General features: G+C 43.3%; 21 protein-coding genes and 1 riboswitch. Of the genes, 18 read left to right on the top strand and 3 right to left on the bottom strand.

Going from position 1 to position 19,438, the window contains the following annotated elements:
- The first annotated feature begins 212 nt into the window (after positions 1-212).
- Positions 213-317: riboswitch (SAM riboswitch) on the top strand.
- Between the two features lie 119 nt (positions 318-436).
- From ACYH0O_RS19205 to ACYH0O_RS19185, 5 genes are all read left to right on the top strand, one after another.
- On the top strand, positions 437-1,462 hold the full coding sequence (locus tag ACYH0O_RS19205; protein WP_482629945.1) for a methionine ABC transporter ATP-binding protein: 1,026 nt from the start codon (positions 437-439) through the stop codon (positions 1,460-1,462).
- Positions 1,452-2,114: a methionine ABC transporter permease gene (locus tag ACYH0O_RS19200; RefSeq protein ID WP_299739167.1), complete on the top strand. Its 663-nt coding sequence runs from the start codon at positions 1,452-1,454 to the stop codon at positions 2,112-2,114. Before ACYH0O_RS19205 ends, ACYH0O_RS19200 begins: the two co-directional genes overlap by 11 nt.
- A gap of 11 nt (positions 2,115-2,125) precedes the next feature.
- Positions 2,126-2,962, top strand: a complete 837-nt coding sequence (locus ACYH0O_RS19195) for a MetQ/NlpA family ABC transporter substrate-binding protein (RefSeq protein ID WP_482629944.1) — start codon at positions 2,126-2,128, stop codon at positions 2,960-2,962.
- Positions 2,963-2,974: 12 nt separating this feature from the next.
- Positions 2,975-4,171 carry a M20 family metallopeptidase gene (locus tag ACYH0O_RS19190; protein ID WP_482629943.1) on the top strand — a complete coding sequence of 399 codons (1,197 nt, stop codon included), beginning with the start codon at positions 2,975-2,977 and terminating at the stop codon, positions 4,169-4,171.
- A 342-nt stretch (positions 4,172-4,513) separates the two neighbouring features.
- Positions 4,514-5,485, top strand: a complete 972-nt coding sequence (locus ACYH0O_RS19185) for a beta-propeller fold lactonase family protein (protein WP_482629942.1) — start codon at positions 4,514-4,516, stop codon at positions 5,483-5,485.
- A 116-nt stretch (positions 5,486-5,601) separates the two neighbouring features.
- Here ACYH0O_RS19185 and ACYH0O_RS19180 read toward each other — a convergent pair whose 3' ends face one another.
- Complete coding sequence (locus ACYH0O_RS19180) at positions 5,602-6,114, bottom strand: DUF6143 family protein (RefSeq protein ID WP_482629941.1); 513 nt, start codon at positions 6,112-6,114, stop codon at positions 5,602-5,604.
- A gap of 319 nt (positions 6,115-6,433) precedes the next feature.
- On the opposite strand from ACYH0O_RS19180, the gene ACYH0O_RS19175 reads away from it, so the two are divergent.
- The 13 genes from ACYH0O_RS19175 to ACYH0O_RS19115 all read left to right on the top strand — a co-directional run bounded on the left by ACYH0O_RS19175 (position 6,434) and on the right by ACYH0O_RS19115 (position 18,166).
- A complete protein-coding gene (locus ACYH0O_RS19175; RefSeq protein WP_482629940.1) occupies positions 6,434-7,414 on the top strand; it encodes a LacI family DNA-binding transcriptional regulator in 981 nt (326 codons plus the stop codon).
- Between the two features lie 6 nt (positions 7,415-7,420).
- Positions 7,421-8,311, top strand: a complete 891-nt coding sequence (gene rbsK, locus ACYH0O_RS19170; RefSeq protein ID WP_482629939.1) for a ribokinase — start codon at positions 7,421-7,423, stop codon at positions 8,309-8,311.
- Positions 8,308-8,694, top strand: coding sequence for a D-ribose pyranase (gene rbsD, locus ACYH0O_RS19165; protein ID WP_482629938.1), 387 nt, complete (start codon positions 8,308-8,310; stop codon positions 8,692-8,694). The genes rbsK and rbsD overlap by 4 nt, the downstream gene beginning before the upstream one ends.
- Before the next feature lie 18 nt (positions 8,695-8,712).
- The gene (locus tag ACYH0O_RS19160; protein ID WP_482629937.1) at positions 8,713-10,203 is read left to right on the top strand and encodes a sugar ABC transporter ATP-binding protein; all 1,491 of its coding nucleotides are present in this window, start codon (positions 8,713-8,715) and stop codon (positions 10,201-10,203) included.
- Positions 10,196-11,167, top strand: a complete 972-nt coding sequence (gene rbsC / locus ACYH0O_RS19155; RefSeq protein ID WP_482629936.1) for a ribose ABC transporter permease RbsC — start codon at positions 10,196-10,198, stop codon at positions 11,165-11,167. The genes ACYH0O_RS19160 and rbsC overlap by 8 nt, the downstream gene beginning before the upstream one ends.
- On the top strand, positions 11,160-12,098 hold the full coding sequence (rbsB, locus tag ACYH0O_RS19150) for a ribose ABC transporter substrate-binding protein RbsB (protein ID WP_482629935.1): 939 nt from the start codon (positions 11,160-11,162) through the stop codon (positions 12,096-12,098). The genes rbsC and rbsB overlap by 8 nt, the downstream gene beginning before the upstream one ends.
- A 327-nt stretch (positions 12,099-12,425) precedes the next feature.
- Entirely contained in the window at positions 12,426-12,743 is a 318-nt protein-coding gene (locus ACYH0O_RS19145) for a hypothetical protein (RefSeq protein ID WP_482629934.1), read from the top strand.
- A gap of 637 nt (positions 12,744-13,380) precedes the next feature.
- Positions 13,381-14,235 (top strand): malate synthase, encoded by an 855-nt coding sequence (locus tag ACYH0O_RS19140; protein WP_482629933.1) that lies wholly within the window; start codon positions 13,381-13,383, stop codon positions 14,233-14,235.
- A gap of 302 nt (positions 14,236-14,537) precedes the next feature.
- Positions 14,538-14,966 (top strand): DUF5677 domain-containing protein, encoded by a 429-nt coding sequence (locus ACYH0O_RS19135; RefSeq protein WP_482632617.1) that lies wholly within the window; start codon positions 14,538-14,540, stop codon positions 14,964-14,966.
- 139 nt (positions 14,967-15,105) lie between these two features.
- Positions 15,106-15,312: a hypothetical protein gene (locus tag ACYH0O_RS19130; protein ID WP_482629932.1), complete on the top strand. Its 207-nt coding sequence runs from the start codon at positions 15,106-15,108 to the stop codon at positions 15,310-15,312.
- 384 nt (positions 15,313-15,696) lie between these two features.
- Positions 15,697-16,404, top strand: a complete 708-nt coding sequence (locus ACYH0O_RS19125; RefSeq protein ID WP_482629931.1) for a DUF4145 domain-containing protein — start codon at positions 15,697-15,699, stop codon at positions 16,402-16,404.
- Positions 16,405-16,757: 353 nt separating this feature from the next.
- A complete protein-coding gene (locus ACYH0O_RS19120; RefSeq protein WP_482629930.1) occupies positions 16,758-17,897 on the top strand; it encodes a restriction endonuclease in 1,140 nt (379 codons plus the stop codon).
- Between the two features lie 53 nt (positions 17,898-17,950).
- Positions 17,951-18,166 carry a hypothetical protein gene (locus ACYH0O_RS19115; protein WP_482629929.1) on the top strand — a complete coding sequence of 72 codons (216 nt, stop codon included), beginning with the start codon at positions 17,951-17,953 and terminating at the stop codon, positions 18,164-18,166.
- A 137-nt stretch (positions 18,167-18,303) separates the two neighbouring features.
- On the opposite strand, the gene ACYH0O_RS19110 is transcribed toward ACYH0O_RS19115, so the two are convergent.
- Together ACYH0O_RS19110 and ACYH0O_RS19105 are read right to left on the bottom strand one after the other, a co-directional pair.
- Positions 18,304-18,708, bottom strand: a complete 405-nt coding sequence (locus ACYH0O_RS19110; RefSeq protein WP_482629928.1) for a cytosine permease — start codon at positions 18,706-18,708, stop codon at positions 18,304-18,306.
- Between the two features lie 272 nt (positions 18,709-18,980).
- Positions 18,981-19,181 (bottom strand): hypothetical protein, encoded by a 201-nt coding sequence (locus ACYH0O_RS19105; RefSeq protein WP_482629927.1) that lies wholly within the window; start codon positions 19,179-19,181, stop codon positions 18,981-18,983.
- Positions 19,182-19,438: the final 257 nt, after the last annotated feature.

Below are 19,438 nucleotides of genomic sequence, written 5' to 3'. Positions count from 1 at the left end.
TGAAGTAAAGTATGAATGAAGAATCTTAGCGATTTACTTGAAAAGCGTAAAATATTCAACAACTAATTGAAGACTAGTTATAGTGCCCAATTTGATTAGTCCTCCGTAATACAATTAATTCAAAAACAGGATTGACAAACCAATTTAAATCCTTTACCATAACCCTAATGCTTAAACGCATCATAAATAATTTAACTTAATAAAGCGATATCTTCTTATCCAGAGAGGTGGAGGGACTGGCCCTGCGATACCTCGGCAACGGGTTCTTATGAATACCGTGCCAATTCCATCAAGTCATATGACTTGAAAGATGAGAAGAGTGGACATATACATATTTGTGCCTCTCTTCTTATGAAGGGGGGCACTTTTTATTTTCAGCCATGTCCTTCAAACACAGGCTTCAAGAAGAATACATAGCGAAAGGAGCAAGTCCTGTATGATCAGAGTTCAGAATGTTACGAAAGTATTTGAGACAAAGGATGGCCCATTCACCGCTTTGAAGAATGTTTCCTTCGAAGTGAAGAGGGGAGAGATTTATGGTGTGATCGGATTCAGCGGAGCGGGAAAAAGCACGCTTGTACGCTGTCTCAATTTTTTAGAGAAACCATCGTCGGGTGATATTTTCATAGAGGGGCGCAGCCTGAAAGATCAGTCGGCAATCGATCTGAGGAAAGAGCGGCACCGCATCGGGATGATTTTTCAGCATTTTAATCTATTTCAATCCCGGACGGTGGCAGGGAATATCGCTTATCCTCTGAAACTTGCAAAATGGCCAAAAGAAAAAATCAGCGAGAGAGTAAGGGAGTTGCTCGCGTTTGTCGGACTTGAAGATAAAGCGAAGCATTATCCGGATCAACTGTCAGGAGGGCAGAAGCAAAGGGTGGGGATAGCAAGAGCCCTGGCGACATCGCCTTCGATTCTGCTCTGCGATGAAGCAACATCCGCACTTGATCCTCAGACGACGGAATCGATTTTGAACTTATTAAAGAGAATCAATGCTGAGTATGGTATTACGATTGTGATGATCACCCACGAAATGGGGGTCATCCGGGAAATCTGTGATAAGGTCGCTGTCATGGAAAATGGAGAAATCGTTGAAGAGGGAAGCGTCTTTGATATCTTTTCCAACCCGCAGACCCCGACGACGAAAAATTTTGTGAAGAGTGTCATGAATGATCAGCTGCCGGCATCGGTTCTCGACAAATTGAATGACAGCAAAGAAGGGCGCATCTGCCGCCTCATTTTCAAGGGTGATTCGACGGGTACGCCGATCCTTTCCGAAACGGCAAAGAAATTCAATGCCCATATCAATGTATTATTCGGCCAGATTACGGAACTCCAGGGCAAGCCGTTCGGGAATCTCATCGTACAGATCATTGGCAGCAAGAAAGAAACGGAAGAGATCCTGGATTATTGGAAGAACAGATTATTCGTAAGCGAGGTGGAGAAGCGTGCAAGTTAACTGGGAATTATTCTGGCCAAGAATTATAGAAGCGACATGGGATACCGTTGCGATGGTGTCATTCTCCCTCCTGTTTGCAACGTTGATTGGGCTTCCCCTCGGCATCATCGTCGTGGTCACGCGGAAGGGGCACTTACTTGAAAATAAAGTCGTCTTTTCCGTATTGAGCAGCATCATCAACGTGTTTCGTTCGATCCCGTTCATCATCTTGATGGTGGCCATCATCCCCTTTACAAGATTGGTAGTAGGCACATCGATCGGAACGGCGGCAGCGGTCGTGCCGCTTGTCGTATTTGCGGCACCGTATATTGCAAGACTGGTAGAGAGCTCGCTCCTTGAAGTGGAACCGGGTGTCATTGAAGCGGCGGAGTCCATGGGGGCCGGGCCGTGGCAGATCATTTTTGGGATCCTCATTCCGGAAGCATTGAGTACATTGGTCCTGAATATCACGATCGCGACCATCGGCCTTGTCGGTGCATCGGCCATGGCCGGGGCAGTCGGTGGCGGTGGCCTCGGGGATCTGGCCATTGCTTACGGATATCAGCGATTTGAAACATCCGTCATGATCGTGACTGTCATCATTTTAATCGTGATGGTGCAGGGACTACAGACAGCAGGGAACACATTATCAAAAATCATTAGGAGACGTTAGGAGAGAGGAATATGAAAAAATCAATCAGCCTGGCAAGTATCGCCATTCTATTATTCACCCTTATCTTGAGCGGCTGCTCGGGAAACAGTGCATCCGGCTCAGGTGAAGAAGAAGTCGTTAAGGTCGGAGTGAATGGATCTGGGGTGCCGATTTGGGAGTATATGAAGGAGAAAGCAGCGAAGGAAGGGATTGAAATCGAGATTGTGGAGTTTGCCGATTACGTGAGACCGAACCAGGCGCTGGCCGATGGGGATATCGACCTGAACGCCTTCCAGACGATCTCGTATTTTGATTCTTTCGTTGAAGAACATAATCTGGACCTTGTACCGATCGGCACGACGATCATCGCGCCGATGGGAATCTATTCGGAAAAATATAAATCGGTAGAAGACTTACCGAAAGGCAGTAAAGTAGCCGTTCCTCAAGAGGCGACGAACCTTGGCCGTGCCCTTCTTCTACTGGAGGAAGCAGGTTTGATCGAACTGAAAGAAGGATTTGATCAGTCACAAGGTCTGGAAGCCATAAAAGAAAACCCGAAAAACCTTGAATTCACACCGGTCGTCGCTGCCCAGACGCCGAGGGTACTGCCGGATGTTGCGGCATCGATCATCAATAATGGTGTGGCTGTTGAAGCAGGGTTCGTACCGGTTGATGACAGCATCTATATCGAAGGGGCGGAATCCAAGCCGTTCATCAATATCATTGCGGCGCAGGAAAAAGATAAAGACAATAAGACCTATAAAAAGATTGTGGAGCTCTATCAGGAAGATGACGTAGCGGAACATATCAAGAAAACATACAAAGATTCCCTGATCCCGACATTCGTGCCGGTCAGTGAATTGCATTAGGAGCGAAAAGAGATGAGTCAACCAGCAGCGATTGCCGATCGTAAAAACAACATCCTCTCGGCAGTGGATCAACTGGCTGTGAAACTCGTGTCGACCAGCCATCAGATCCACGACAATCCTGAAATCGGAAACGAAGAGTTCTTTGCTTCAGAGACCTTGACCACCCTCCTTGCAGCCAATGGGTTCTCCATTGAAAGGGGAGTGGCGGGACATGAGACTTCCTTTGTGGCACGCAAACTTTCAGGGAAAGAAGGGCCGGTCATCGGCTACCTGGCTGAATATGACGCACTGCCTGGACTCGGTCACGCCTGCGGTCACAATATCATCGGGACGGCAAGCTGCGGGGCGGCCATCGCCCTGTCGTCCGTACTCGATGAAACAGGAGGGGAAGTGGTGGTGTTCGGGACTCCTGCCGAGGAAGGCGGTCCGAACGGAAGTGCGAAGGGCAGTTTTGTAAAGGCAGGCTTGTTCGAAGGAGTGGATGCATGCATGATGGTTCATCCGTTCAACAGGACAACGCAGACAGGGAAAACCCTTGCGGTGGACCCGCTTGATTTCGAATTTAAAGGAAGGTCTGCTCATGCGGCTGCTTCCCCTGAAGACGGCATCAATGCCCTCGACGGTGTGATCCAGCTATTCAACGGCATTAACGCCCTTCGCCAGCACGTGACCGATGATGTACGGATCCACGGCATCATCACCCACGGTGGGGATGCACCCAATATCGTCCCTGACTATGCAAAAGCCCGCTTCTATATACGCGCTGCAACCAGGGAAGCATGCAATGAAGTCACCAAGAAAGTGAAAGCGATCGCTGAGGGATCGGCACTTGCCACGGGGACGGAACTGAATGTCATCAAGATCCAAAATGAAGTCGATCACTTTCAGCTCAACCGTCGTTTCGATAAAGTATTCCAGCAGTCCATCGAGTCACTAGGGGAACACTTCGACGATACGGAACGAAAGGGACTCGGATCTTCCGATGCCGGAAACGTCAGCCGGGTGGTCCCGACCATCCACCCCTACATCAAAGTCGGCCCCGAATCCCTCGTCGTCCACACGAACGAATTCAGGGAAGCGGCCAAATCCACCGAGGGTGACCGTGCCCTTGTGATCGGGGCAAAGGCACTTGCGCTGACGGGGTATGAACTGCTGACGGATAAGCAGCTTTTAGAGGAAATATGGAAAGAGTTCGGTTCAAGTAAATAAAGATGAAAAGACAGCCAAATCAGGGCTGTCTTTTTTGTGTGAAAGATATGCGGCGCTTAATGGAGAATGTTCCAATGTCTAACGAAAATACTAGAAGGATATTGAGTAAATGAGAGATTGTACGGAGAAACCAAAGTAAGGAGAATGACATGAGAAAACTATGATAGCAGGAAATTTTTTTTCGCACTCTCGATACTGGGGGCATGCGGTTCAGAAGGGGCCGAACCGGAAGGAAATACCATAGGTTTGGCCACTAAAAAAATAATCCTCTCTCTTAAAATCACAAACATTTTCACTAATCATATACTAGTTACTAGGGGTGGTATTTTAAGGAGGGATACAATGAAAATGAACAGGAAGAAGCACTTCTTACGTAAGGAAAAGCTTTTCGCTTACGTAACTAACTTTGGAGATGATACTATTTCAATGATTGATACCAAAAATGATAAAGTTACAGATACTATTCTAGTAAAAGATCAACCAGATGGGATTACGATCTCCCCTCTAGTTAAACATGCATATGTGTCCAATACGAATAATAACTCTGTTTCAGTTATAGATCTTTCTAGTCATAAAGTGGGGAATGAAATACCTGTTGGTGAGGGGCCGGTTGGCATAGCTGCGACTCCTGATGGTAGAAAAGTGTATGTAGCGAATTTCGGTGGTACAACAGTCTCAATCATTGATGTCTGCAAGCAAACAGTGAAACATATTGAAGTAGGAAATAACCCATTTGATGTGGCATTTAGTCCAAATGGAAGAAAGGCTTATGTTGCTGTAACAATAAGTAACTTTGTTGCAGTAATAGATACAAAAAAAGAATCAGTGATAGACAGGATTCCTATTACGAATGGGGAATTCCCTCGAGACCCTGCGATCACTCCGAATGGAAAAAAGCTATACGTGGCCAATCGTGGGAGAGGTGAGCCTAGTACAGTTTCTGTTATTGACCTTAAGGAAAATGTAGTAACGAATACAATAAATGCAGGTATTAGACCGAATGGTGTAGCTGTTACACCAGATGGGAAGAAGGTTTATATCACTAATATTAGTAGTGATAATGTAACAGTAGTGAATGCAATGGAAGATTCAATTATTGCAACTATTGATGTTGGAGACGGTCCAACGGATGTTTGTATTACCCCCAATGGGAAAAAGGCTTATATCACTAACTTTAATGCAGGGACAGTCTCAGTTATTTGTATTAGAAGGAATATGGTTATAACTACAATTACTACAGGAAAGCAAACAAGCGATTGTGCTATTTCTCCTTCATGTTTTCCTTTTCAAGGAAAACATGAAGGACAACTATAAAAAATCAATGGTAGTTGATTTTTTCATTTATTATTGAAAATGAGGTTGATATGATCTCTACCCATGACAAAATAATTAACTATCAAATACACTTGTCGAAGGTATTTTTCCAATAATCAAAAGATTGCTTCACTCTCGAACCATTCGAACTCTATTTGTGATGCAGCAAGGGAGCGACTGTATAAGAAGAACATTGCGTTCGTTCCTGGCTCTATAATTAGTCGACCATCCACTCTAAAACCCGGCTCTGTTCTTTGGGGGCTTAGCGCTCTGGTACCGACTACCTTTCCTCCTGAAAATGAGCCTGAAACACTAGGGTTGAAGAGGATTTGTCCCACAGGTCTATGCTTGGAGGCCAGTTTCAGAACACTCACGTCTGATGATAGAGTTGGGGTTCCAGGAGGGTCAGCATTCACAACGAAATCTGCCGTCACTAGTTTAGTCGAAAAGTTTGTCAAAGCAAAAAAAGAGACATATAAATTCACATTAGAGTGTAACGGATTTACAAGCTGAGCCCATGCATTTCTACTAGCACTTGTTTTTAATACCCCGGAAGTGCCAGCAAACAACCTTCCTTTGGTACTTTGATAGGCGGGGTTTATAATGTCTACTTTTGGCTTTATTTCCATGTAAAGTTTACCTCCTTATAAGTCTACTTTTAAAATATATATACTTTTGAATAGGTATTATGCTTTTAGACCAAGTTAAAGTTTAGAGGAATCTAAGCTATAGATAGAATCGGAAGGAGAAGTTGGATAAAGCAAAGGTTTCATATAATATGGAAGATGTTGATGCTTTATTTTCATTTTTCTTTATTGTTTTTTTAGAAGATTGAGGGGAAAGGTGATAATGAGTTTTAATATAAATATTGCAAACGTTTACAAACATATGTTATTGTATGTGTAACCGGTTACACAAAACCAACTAAACGAACAGGAAGTGACGTACGTGGTAACAATCAAGGATGTGGCGAGTGAAGCGGGGGTGTCGGTGGCGACGGTCTCCCGGGTGCTCAATGATAACGGCTATGTAGGAGTCGAAACGAGGAAGAAAGTGATGGAGGCGATCTCTAAGCTGAATTACAGTCCGAACGAGGTGGCACGCTCTCTTTTTAAAAGGGAGTCAAGGCTGATCGGACTACTGCTTCCGGATATCACGAATCCGTACTTCCCGCAGCTGGCGAGAGGGGTAGAGGATGAAGTGAGTGAGGCTGGGTTCAGGCTCCTGCTTGGGAACAGCGACGAGAACATTCAAAAGGAGCTGGATTATATCCAGACCTTCGTTCAGAACAATGTCGTCGGCATGATTTCTGCGACGAATCATGTGGAGCATGATCAGCTTTATAGTGAATTGAATCTCCCACTCGTCCTCCTTGACCGGACGACGGACAACTATCCGGCTGTTTATGCTGACGGACGCAAAGGGGGACGCTTGGCGGCAAAGACCTTAGTTGAAAAAGGGGCGAAGCGGATCACCGTCATGAAGGGGCCGGCACACGTCAAGCCGGCACAGGACCGATTCCGGGGAGCCGTCGAGTACTTAAGCGGGACAGACGTTGATTTTACGGTGATGTCCACGACCTCGTTCTCCTTTGAAGACGCAAAAGGCTGGGCGGAGGAACTGTTCGCCACCTATCCTGATACGGATGGGGTCATCGCGAGCAATGATATCGTCGGGATCGCCATTCTCCATGAGGCATTGAGGCTCGGGAAAAAGATACCTGAAGACGTACAAATCATCGGCTACGATGACATCCCCCAGAGCAGCCTTTCCTATCCGGCGCTTTCCACGATCAGGCAGCCTGCTTACGAAATGGGCAGGCAGGCCGCGGCACTTCTGATTAAACTGATAAAAAAAGAAAAAGACATCGATACATGTGTTCAGCTTCCGGTTGAACTAATCGAACGAAACACAACAAGAGAGGGATGAAGGAAGATGAAAAAAGCGAAGATTGCCGTGATCGGCAGTTCATCCATGGATCTGGTGGTGACATCAGCAAAACGCCCCGGTGCAGGGGAAACGGTACTGGGTGACAACTTTGACACGGTACCCGGCGGGAAAGGAGCCAACCAGGCCGTTGCAGCAGCAAGGCTTGGGGCTGACGTATACATGATCGGATGCGTAGGGGATGATCCGTACGGCCAAGAGATTTTAGAAAACTTTAAGCGTAATGGTGTTTATACCGACTATGTGGAACCGGTTACAGATGCGAAATCCGGAACCGCTCATATCATCCTCGCTGAAGGGGACAACAGCATTGTCGTCGTAAAAGGGGCAAATGATCTTGTGACTCCTGAGTACGTACAGAAAACAGCCGATTTCCTTAAAACATGCGATCTCATCATGATTCAGCAGGAAATCCCGGAGGAAACGGTTGAATACGTGGCAGACCTGTGCAACAACATTGAAGTACCACTTCTACTTAACCCGGCTCCAGCACGAAAGATTTCACAAAAAGTCATCGATGGATCCAGCTACCTGACACCAAATGAACATGAAGCAGATGTACTCTTCAACGGAATGAAGCCGTCAGAAGCGCTGAAACAATATCCTAACAAGGTTATCATCACCGAAGGAGCAGCCGGAGTCCGCTGCCATAATGGAACAGAGGAAATCCTGGTTCCTTCCTTCAAAGTGGAAGTCGTCGACACGACAGGGGCCGGCGATACCTTCAATGCCGCATTCGGAACGGCCGTGGCTGAAGGACAATCAATGGAAGAAAGCCTCCGATTCGCGAACCGGGCTGCATCCCTTTCAGTGACCGGATTCGGGGCACAGGGCGGAATGCCGACAAGAGAAGAAGTGGAAAGGAAGCTTGCAGAATGAAACGACATGGCATCTTGAACAGTCACATTGCGAAAATACTAGACGATCTCGGCCACACGGATACGATCGTCGTGGCCGATGCCGGTCTCCCGATTCCGTCGGACGTCGTAAAAATTGACCTGGCATTGAAACCGGGAGATCCATCCTTTCTAGACTTGGTCGAACTGTTAAAGGAAGAGATGGTCGTTGAAACCGTCACGCTTGCAGAGGAAGTAGAAACGAACACAGGGGTTCATGAACAGATGACCTCATGGTTTGACGGGATCCAGTATGTATCCCACGAAAAATTCAAAAAAGAAACCCATAAGGCGAAGGCCGTCATCCGCACGGGGGAAGTCACACCGTATGCGAATTGTATCCTTCACGCAGGAGTCATTTTTTAAAACAAAGGGGTGAGTAGCATGCAGATCAGCATGAAGAATATCCATAAAGCATTTGGAACGAATCAGGTTCTAGAAGGCGTGGACATAGAGATCGGGGAGGGTGAAGTCCATGCCCTAATGGGGGAAAACGGCGCCGGAAAGTCGACTCTGATGAACATCCTGACGGGCCTTCATAAGAAGGATCAGGGAACGATCACCATCGACGGAAATGAAAAGACGTTTGATAATCCGAAGCAGGCCGAGGAATTCGGCATTGCTTTCATTCATCAGGAACTGAATGTCTGGCCTGAGCTGACCGTCCTTGAAAATCTTTTCATCAATAAGGAACCGGTTACACAATTCGGTCTTATCAACACCAAAAAAATGAAAGCGGTTGCGAATGAACAGTTTGAAAAGCTGAACATTTCAATCCCCCTCACTAAAGAAGCGGGACAGTGCTCGGTCGGGCAGCAGCAGATGATCGAAATAGCCAAAGCCCTCATGACGGATGCAAAAGTCATCATCATGGACGAACCCACTGCGGCATTGACGGACCGGGAAATCGAGACACTCTTCACCGTCATCTGTTCGTTAAAAAAAACCGGCGTGTCGATTGTATACATCTCTCACCGGATGGAAGAGATCTTCACGATTTGTGACACCATCACGGTCATGAGGGATGGACGCACGGTGGATACGACGCCGATTCCTAAAACGAACTTTGATGAGGTCGTGAAGAAAATGGTCGGACGAGAATTGACCGACCGCTTCCCGGCACGGGATCCAAAGCCAGGCGAAACGATGCTTGAAGTACGGAACCTGACGAAGAAGGGACTGTTTGAAAAAGTAAGCTTCGAAGTACGTTCAGGAGAAATCGTTGGCGTATCAGGGTTGATGGGGGCAGGCCGAACGGAAATCATGCGCACCATCTTCGGACTCGACGGCCGTTATGAAGGCGAGATCCTCGTGAACGGGAAACCGGTCACCATTAAATCACCCGATCAGGCAGTGAAGCTCGGTCTTGGGTTCATCACTGAGGATCGGAAGGATGAAGGGCTCGTCCTCGACTTTTCCCTGAAGGATAATATCGCCCTACCAAGCCTCTACAGCTTCACGAAGAAAGGCTTGATCAACGATAAGAGCGAACAGGACTTTGTCGAAATGCTCATCAAGCGGCTGACGATCAAGACCGAATCAGCCCGGACTCACGCAAAAAACTTGTCTGGCGGGAACCAGCAGAAGGTGGTCATCGCTAAATGGATCGGGATCGGTCCGAAAGTACTCATCCTCGATGAACCGACAAGGGGAGTCGATGTTGGGGCGAAACGGGAAATCTATCAACTGATGAACGAGCTCACCGACCGGGGCGTCGCGATCGTGATGGTATCATCCGAACTGCCCGAGGTACTCGGAATGAGCGACCGCATCCTCGTCGTCCATGAAGGGACCATCGCAGGAGAGCTTTCAAAGGAAGAAGCAACACAGGAAAAAATCATGACATTGGCGACAGGAGGTCACGCACATGAATAACGCACTCAAAACGAATCACGTCGGCAATCTGATGCAAAAGCTCGGTCCGCTCCTCGGACTGTTTGTACTGATTGCAACCGTATCCATCATCAACCCTAGTTTTCTAGAACCTTTGAACTTATTGAATCTATTACGACAGGTCGCGATCAACGCCCTGATTGCCTACGGGATGACCTTCGTCATTCTGACCGGGGGAATCGATTTATCCGTCGGCTCGATCCTCGCCTTATCCAGTGCCCTCATGGCAGGGATGATGGTATCGGGAATCGACCCGATCCTTGCGATCCTGATCGGCTGTATCCTTGGAGCCGTGATGGGAATGGTCAACGGATTATTGATCACAAAAGGAAAAATGGCACCATTCATCGCGACACTTGCCACAATGACGATGTTCCGCGGATTGACGCTTGTGTACACAGACGGAAATCCGATCACGGGTCTTGGCGACAGCTATGCCTTCCAACTGTTCGGAAGAGGATACTTTCTTGGAATCCCAGTACCTGCCGTTACGATGATTCTGACGTTCGCGATCCTGTGGGTGATCCTGCACAAAACCCCGTTCGGTCGAAAAACATATGCCATAGGTGGGAATGAAAAAGCAGCCCTGATCTCAGGAATCAAAGTACCACGCATCAAAGTGATGATCTACTCACTGGCCGGCTTACTGGCAGCACTGGCTGGAGCGATCCTGACGTCACGCCTGAACTCGGCACAGCCGACAGCGGGTACATCCTATGAACTCGATGCCATCGCAGCCGTCGTCCTAGGCGGGACAAGCCTGTCAGGCGGACGTGGACTGATTGTCGGAACTTTGATCGGTGCACTCATCATCGGAACGTTAAACAATGGTCTGAACCTGCTCGGCGTCTCATCCTTCTTCCAAATGGTCGTAAAGGGTGTCGTCATCATCATCGCAGTTCTCATCGACCGAAAGAAAGCAGCGTTGGAGGGATACTATGAATAAAGCATGGTTACTACTAATCAGTTTGTCACTCCTATTCCTAGGGGCCTGCTCCCTGCAGCCGCCGGAATGGGCAAAACCAAATAAAAGCTCGAACCCGGAAGACATCAAAATCGGACTATCCGTTTCAACACTCAATAACCCATTCTTCGTCTCCATGAAAAACGGGGTAGAAGACGAAGCGAAGAAACAAGGCATGGAAGTCGTCGTTGTCGATGCCCAGAACGACGCGGCCAAGCAAATCAATGATGTAGAAGACCTCATCCAGCAAGGCGTAGACGTCTTATTGATCAACCCGACGGATTCAGCGGCCATCTCAACAGCCGTCCAGTCCGCCAACAGCCTAGGCATCCCCGTCGTCACCCTTGACCGCTCAGCGGAAAAAGGAGACGTCGCCACACTCGTCAGCTCGGATAACGAAAAGGGTGGCGAAATGGCCGGAAAATACCTCGTCGAACAACTCGGTGAAGGAGCAAAGGTTGCAGAACTTGAAGGTGTCCCTGGAGCATCTGCCACTCGTGAGCGGGGAGCCGGGTTCCACAACATCGCGGATGAAAAGCTTGATGTTGTGGCCAAGCAGACTGCGAACTTTGATCGTACTCAAGGTTTGAATACGATGGAAAACCTGATTCAGGGGAATCCAGATATCAAAGCTGTGTTTGCTCATAACGATGAAATGGCGTTGGGAGCGTTGCAGGCGATCCAGAGCTCGGGCCGTGATGTATTAGTCGTTGGATTTGATGGAAATGAAGATGCGATGACTAGCATTCGGAATGGTAACCTGTCTGCGACTGTTGCTCAGCAGCCTGAGAAGATTGGTCAGTTGGCTGTTCAGGCTGGGGCTGATGTGTTGTCAGGGAAGAAAGTGAAGGAGAAGATTCCGGTGCCGTTGAAGTTGGTGACGGAGGAGAATATAGAAGACTCTTCAGAATAAGTTGTGGTGGTAAACCTCATTCGTGCATTTGTACGAATGAGGTTTTTTCCTTTGTTGGTAAAAGTAGTGGAGAAAAGAATTCAGCTTTTCTTGCTTGCGTTTGCTCCAAATGAGTTGGGGATCGCCCTGTTTTTCAGATGATTAAGCCAAAAGAAATAATCATCTTTAATATAACAAACCTGCTCTTCATTTTCTCCTCCAAAGGTATTTACCTTCCTCAGATTTAATAACAACATATTTAATTAAGAATATTCACCTAAGGGTATCCTTTCCCAGCCCATCTCCCTATATAAAAGTTGAATACAGATTGAATTAGGAGTGAATCAAATGAGTAGATGGAGAAATTTAAATCAATGGATGTTCGATTTGGATACATTTTATCACCTGTATCTCTGGATTCTGTTGAATGCCATGTATGAGGGCGGAGTTCAATTAGGGTGTGTGGTGCTCGGTGAAAGACAGTTTATTCGGTCGATTGGGAAGATTCGAGAGGACCTGTTTTTCAAAGTGAGAATGTGGCCTTTTTGTAAGAGGTTGGAGTCGGAGAAGTATGAGTATGGGGGTGTCTATACGTTTAAGCCGATGAATGATTTCGCTTGTGGGGATTATTTCTATTGGATCGGTATGTCTAAAAAAGAGTTATGATGATTCTGGAATTGACCGGCTTGATAATAAAGCTGATTCCGGAATGTCTTCGTGCGGCGAAAAGCATGTGAATCGGGTACGGAAATAACCTGCAAACAGACTTAAGATCTTAGAGAAAGAATAGATATTAGAGAACACCACCAACATAGAGACGCTAAGGATGTAGATAGGGTGGAGGCGCTGTAAGGATATTTCATTTGCAGGATGGATGTATTCATGAAATTTCAGTAGTTCATACGGAGGAGCTCTGGTTCAAGCACTTGGAAGAGAGTATTTTCTACTAGGTGAAGAGGAGAATTCAGATCTATATCATCAATGGCTGATAAGGTCATTAGTTTGAAAGTGCGCTTTTCCAGATTAATGCAAAAAGTCAAATTGGTTCCGTCCCCATTTAACCGGAGAAAAACCCCAAACGCACGGTTGTACCAATCATCAAGATTTGAACAAAATTTTATTTTACCTCGCAATAAAATAGTTTGTCAACACTTAATTTGTATTATTATCGAAAAAATGCTATTATTATTACCTAGTGATCTTTTATATTGAACGTATAGTTATTCCGAAGGGAAATTCAAACAGTTTTTGTGAGCTTTTTAGGCAGTAGTACCCGAGTTATTATACAAGGAGGACTAATATATTGAATTTAATCAATAAGAAAGTTACACATGATCGGTTTGGTATGGGAAGTATCGTTAAACATAATGATACGGTAGTTGAAATACATTTCGCCTCGGAAAATAAAAAATTTGTTTACCCGGATGTATTTGGACAACACTTGAAACTTCATGATAAAAGTGCTGCCAATTCACTTGAAAAAATTTTACACGAGCAGAAAATGGAACTCAAAGAGAAAGAAATGCAGAAGGAAGAGGAAAAGGAACGGCAAAGAAAATACCAAGAGCTTCGAGTCGGTCATGAAAAACTTATGAAAAATCATAAACTTCATCCCGAATCGCAGATGGTTTACCGGTGCGATATAGAAGAACAGAGTAGCTCCTTTTTAGATTGGACGGTTTCCTCTGGTGAAATAAAAAGTGGTAATAATAAGGGTAAGCCAAACAAGCCCAGTCGCTTACACCAAAACAGTGCAGTCCTGCTGACAGCGGTCGATCCCGGCATGCTTGAAAAAGACAGACGGATATTAGGTGTCTATATGGTGAAGGATAATTTCATCGGTAAACTTTGTGAAGATGGAAATATTCCTGCCCATTCCCATTACAGACTCCAACTTACAGACGAGGAATCGAAGCAGATGCTTTTTTGGAAGTACTATGTCAATGAAAAATCCCCTCAAAAAACGACTTGGAATACAGGTAAGTACCGTTATTTTGATAATTCGTGGATGGCTCAGATTTTGCGCGACATCGTTTCATTAAAAAGTGGCACGGAGGAACAAGAGCTGGCACAACAATTTCTGGACCACTTCTCTAAGGTGAATCAAATAGTAGAGCAGGAGTTAAAAGAGCCGAATGGAGCATTATTGCGTGCTTAGATAAGAACAGCGGGGGAACTGGCACATATAAGGTGAGAGAGTGTGTTAGGTTCACTGCGAATAGTGTTAAACAGGGACAAGGCGGCCGCCTTGTCCCTTTTAGTGGTTTTTGGACACCTTACTTGTTCCTTGGTCTCCCTTTTTACCTCAGCCCTCATTTTATGTGGGGTGAGTTTGAAACGACTATCCTAGTTTTAATGGTGAAATGTTACTTATACTCGATTGTTTAAGGAGATGAATAGGTTGCTTAGTGATATTGGGGTCAGACCCTCAGTACGGTGAAGCGTTAATGAGCTGGGGGTCTGACCCCGTTTTTCAACTCCATTTTAAATGCAATAGAAGGGATTTTTAGCCAAGGAATAAAAAGTACCATTAGTAAAGAAGAAAGAGATGAATTAAAAAAGAAGGTTGAACTGGAAGGTATAAAAGAGTTACCGTCAAACGAAGAGCTTGCAAACATGACAGGTTTAGAGATGATTTATCAAAATGCCTATCGAATATTAAATAGCTATGTTCACACCAATGCAACATTGATCAATAAATTTGTAAAGATGGATAAAGACGGTATGATAACTGATATAAACTGGTTTTCCCACTTTACAGATATTTCATCTGATGTTAAACAGGTGTTGTTTTCAACCTTTTATTTGATTTTTGCAGCAACCGAATCGATATTTGAATTATTTAAGTTAGAAACAGACGAGTCATTTAAGGGTCTTACAAAGGCTTGAGGAACTTACAATACTATACAATACAGATAAGCAAGAAAATTCTTAACCTGAAATAAAAGATAAAAGTAAAAGATAAACAAGTGTCAGGCTAACAATGACACCGAACAGTCTTTTAGTTTTTTATGTGAGTATCTTCATATTGCCGAACTTGAGGGGCTGGCAAGTAGCAGAGGTGAGAACTATTCAAATTTCGGTTAAGGCATGGTTGAGCGAAACAAACTACGGTGTTGACTGCGTCGAGAAAAAAGAGGCTTTAACTCAAATGTTTGAAAACTCACGAGTGGCTCTAATGTACGGATCGGCCGGCACGGGCAAGTCTACGCTTGTCAATGTGCTGGGGATTTGACCCCGATTTTCCTTAATCAAATAAAAGAGACAATGATTTAGGGATTTCCGTTTCTTCGTCTTTTAAGGCAGGCAAAGAAACAAGCAAAATATTATGCTATTATTTGAGGTGCGATTCAGTTAGAAACTGAATAAAAAAGTGACCACTGCGTTGATAAGGAAGTGGTCTTAATTTAACATAAAATATCCAATTTTTATTATTCCGGTGAGAATCTATCTTCATTGGACGTTACGAAAAGGGTAAAATACAACATCTTGTGGTCGGTGACTGGCTGGCGATACCCCTAATTCCAAAAATGAGTTCCGCAGCATACCGTTTTACACGTACAGGAAAAATATTGGAATAATACCACAATACTAAGTAAAATAGTGTTGGGTGATAAATTTGGAACAATTAAAGGAAAAAGTATATTGTAAAACCTGCAAGGGTAAAAGAATTCACAACATTTTATCTACATATGATGGAACTGATAGAATGGCAGATATTCAACACAAAGATTTATTCCATGTAGTTAGTTGTGCTGGTTGCGAAACAATAGCATTTGTTAATCAGTACGGAGATGAAGATATGTGGGATACCGATGTATCTGGCCATAGATATTGGTATGATAAATTTTGGGTTTATCCTGAAGAACCTCCACTACAAGAAGTGAAATTTTATGAACTAAGTAGTAAACATTTCATTAATGTTCCTGAGCCAATTAAAAGTTTATATGAACAGATTATACATGTACACAATCAAGGTTTTTTGTTACTTAGTACAGTAGGTATAAGAACGCTCATTGAAGCAATTTGTTTGGATGTTGGAATTAAAGAGGGGAACCTTTTTGAAGACAAAGATAACATTAAAGTTAGTAAAAAAGGTGAAAATACTGTTTCGACATCATTAGAAGGAAAGATTTATGGGTTACATCAACAAGGAATGATAATATGGGAGCAGACTCTAATTCTTCAAAAGATCAGAGATATTGGTAATGCCGCTGTTCATGAAATAAGAACACCTAAAATAAATGTTTTTATGAGTGCAGTAGGAATTATTGAACAAGTTTTAACTAATGTGTATGATTTAAAGGTACATAAACTCCTAAAATAAAAAAGGAAACACCTTCCAATTGTCGAAATAGGTAATTAGGAGGTGTTTCTTTGTATATTTTGAATTTAATTTGTAAAGAAACTAACGAGCATTTATACGTACCAAGAAAATTTACACGAGAAGAAGGACAGTTATTTCTTGATAATGTAGTTGGACAATCACTTGCCCTATATGATCGAGAAGAAGGTATATTTTATAACTATACCTTTTCCAAAACTAAATTAATTAGTCCTAAAACAAGCAAGGTAAGTAAACGGTATAACCTTTATTTCGAGAAAAACACCATTATAATAGGGTCTATATAATCTATTAATATGGTAAAATATAACTAAAATTAATAGGGGCTGCTATAAGTGAAAAAAGGTTATATAAATCAGAAGAAGTTGTCTGAAACGGTTGGATGGGTTGAAAGTACAGGTAGAGGTTGGATAAAGAGGTTTAAAGAGTATATTCCAATGGTTAAAGAAGGAAAGAACAAATACTTTAATCAAGAATCAATTAGAGTTTTGTCCTTCATTAAAAGACTAAATGAAAAAGGGATGTCTGCAAATCAAATACACGAAATTATTAGAACAAATGGTATTCCAGAAGATGAAGAGGCAATAATAGAGATCATTAATAGTCAAACAACTTCTCCTGTGATTGAATATGATCAATACATTGCTGATTCCCTACCATCCCAAAAAGAGTTGGTAATTCCTATTTTATCAGTATTAAAAGATGGTAATCCTTATACTACTTCTATGATAAACACAGAGGTCGAGAAACTGTTCAAATTAGATGAAGAACAAAGAAATGTTACTTATACTAATAGTAAAGACAGTATATTTATGACAAGAATGAGGTCAGCCAGATATTCACTTAAGAAACAAGAGTATATTGAAGAAATTAGTAAATTTACATATCAAATCACTGAAGATGGACTAGAGTTATTAAATGATAGTTCTGATGAGAGAGTAGATGAAATTGAAGAACTTGAAAAAGTAGTTGATCCTTTTGAAGTAATTCAGGAAAAGGTTGAGGAGATTGAAACAGACTTAATTAATGATTTAATTGATCATCTTAAACAAGCGCATTGGAGAAGGCTTGAAACTATAGTTATTGAGTTACTTACATCTATGGGATATGGAGATGGTGAAGTTACTGAAAAAACAAATGACGGTGGTTTAGATGGTGTTATTAAAGAAGATAAGTTGGGTCTTGATAATATTTACGTTCAAGCAAAACGTTGGGAGAACACCGTAGGAAGACCAGATGTTATGGGGTTTTCGGGAGCACTAGATGCTAAAGGAGCAAGTAAGGGTATTTTTATTACTACATCTAGTTTTTCTAAAGGTGCTGAAGAATACGTTGACAGGTTAGAAAGAAAAAAGATTATTCTAATTGATGGAAGAAAATTAGCAAAATTAATGATAGAAAATAATATTGGTGTTACTAATAAGAAAAAGTTTGTGGTAAAAGAAGTAGACTTTTCATATTTTGAAGGTGAGTAAAAGGAAATATATCCCTTTGTGTCGAAGTTAGTAGGATGAAGGGAGGTGTCCAAATGTCAGATATGATTACATTTACTCATGCTAGTAGTAAAAAAGAGTTAGAAAGAAAACTTGATCAAGTTAAAGCCTCACACATGGCTATAAACCAAAATAAAGAAATTATTGTTGAAGTTTTAGACCCTATTCCTGACCAAGTGACTTTTAAAGATAATTTTGCCACTCAGTTTACGATTAGTGTGTCAATAAAAAATTATGATGATGAAGAATAACTAAAAATTACCTAAACACACTCATTAAATTGAGGGTGTTTTTATTTTCCAAAGGAGATGAACAAATGAATAATTTACAACACTTGGAATTAGAAACAAAAGGGATCCAGTTATCACAAGAATAATACTCTTTTTCCTTAACTAAGTTTCTGAACAGCCTCCTGCCCTTCCATCCCACCTCGTACCTTACTAACCACATAAACAACACAAGTAACAATAAAACAACTAAACCCTGGTGAAAATGAATCAGGTATCACCAAATAAAACACCATCCCAATTACTAATACATACAACGCCTCACGATTAAAATTCGACTCCCCACTCACAAGCCGAACAAGCGCACTTTCAGAAATTCTCCCTTTCCGAATAACCAAATAATCAGCCACCACAATAGCCGATATTGGAATAATCAGGATCCTCAGATAAGAAATATACTCCTGCGCATTATAAACCAGCTGCGGAAACGAACTTAAAATAATTCCTGTAATACTTAACAACAACGCACTTTGAATCCGCGACAGGGACGGCAGCGCATTAAGCAAACTATCCCCCCTGTATACGCATTACTAAGAATAATAAAAATCATCGATACCATCGCACAAGCCGAGATCACCAAAAGAAGCAGACTGGAGTCAGTTAGCTGACTCGCTGCTACGAATGGATTCAGATTTTTGAACAAGCTCACAATCAATCCCCCAAGCAATGCCGTCATCATGAATCCGACGACGTTTCCTCCATATAAGCCCCAGAATCCGTGGCGGTCGCTTTTGCTGTAGCGGGTGATGTAGGATGATGCGCTGACGCCTGAAATGTATTAGACGAAGACGAGGCTTGAGGAGAATACGAACATTCCTATGGAGAATGGTTCCTGACCTTGGTTGGGTGTTGTGAGGGAATCGGCTCCTTCTGTTAGGAAAAGGTACAGGATGATTCCCTGACCGATCACGAGTATCGGAATGAATAGTTTAGTAGCTTTCTTGACAGCTTCGAAGCCGATGAGGGCTAGAAGGGTCATGATAATGGCGATCCGATGGCGACCGGTATGAATTGTATCGCGTATGTTGTTACGTTGATAGTTGAGAGTGTCATACTATTCGTAATTCAAATGCAAAAAGGGTAAGTGATATTATATACTTAGTGATAATCAACATTATTCAAAATTTTTAGTATTTAAGAGATAATTGAAAGTACCTTAGCAATTTGTCGCTACCATAGTCCTATCAAAAACGGTAAAATAGCATTAAAGATTCATCAATGCCTTTTTCGAAATCC

The organism is Rossellomorea sp. H136, from assembly GCF_056838065.1.
The sequence above is the reverse complement of the archived record's forward strand: the minus strand, read 5'-3'. Positions and strand labels throughout refer to the sequence as shown.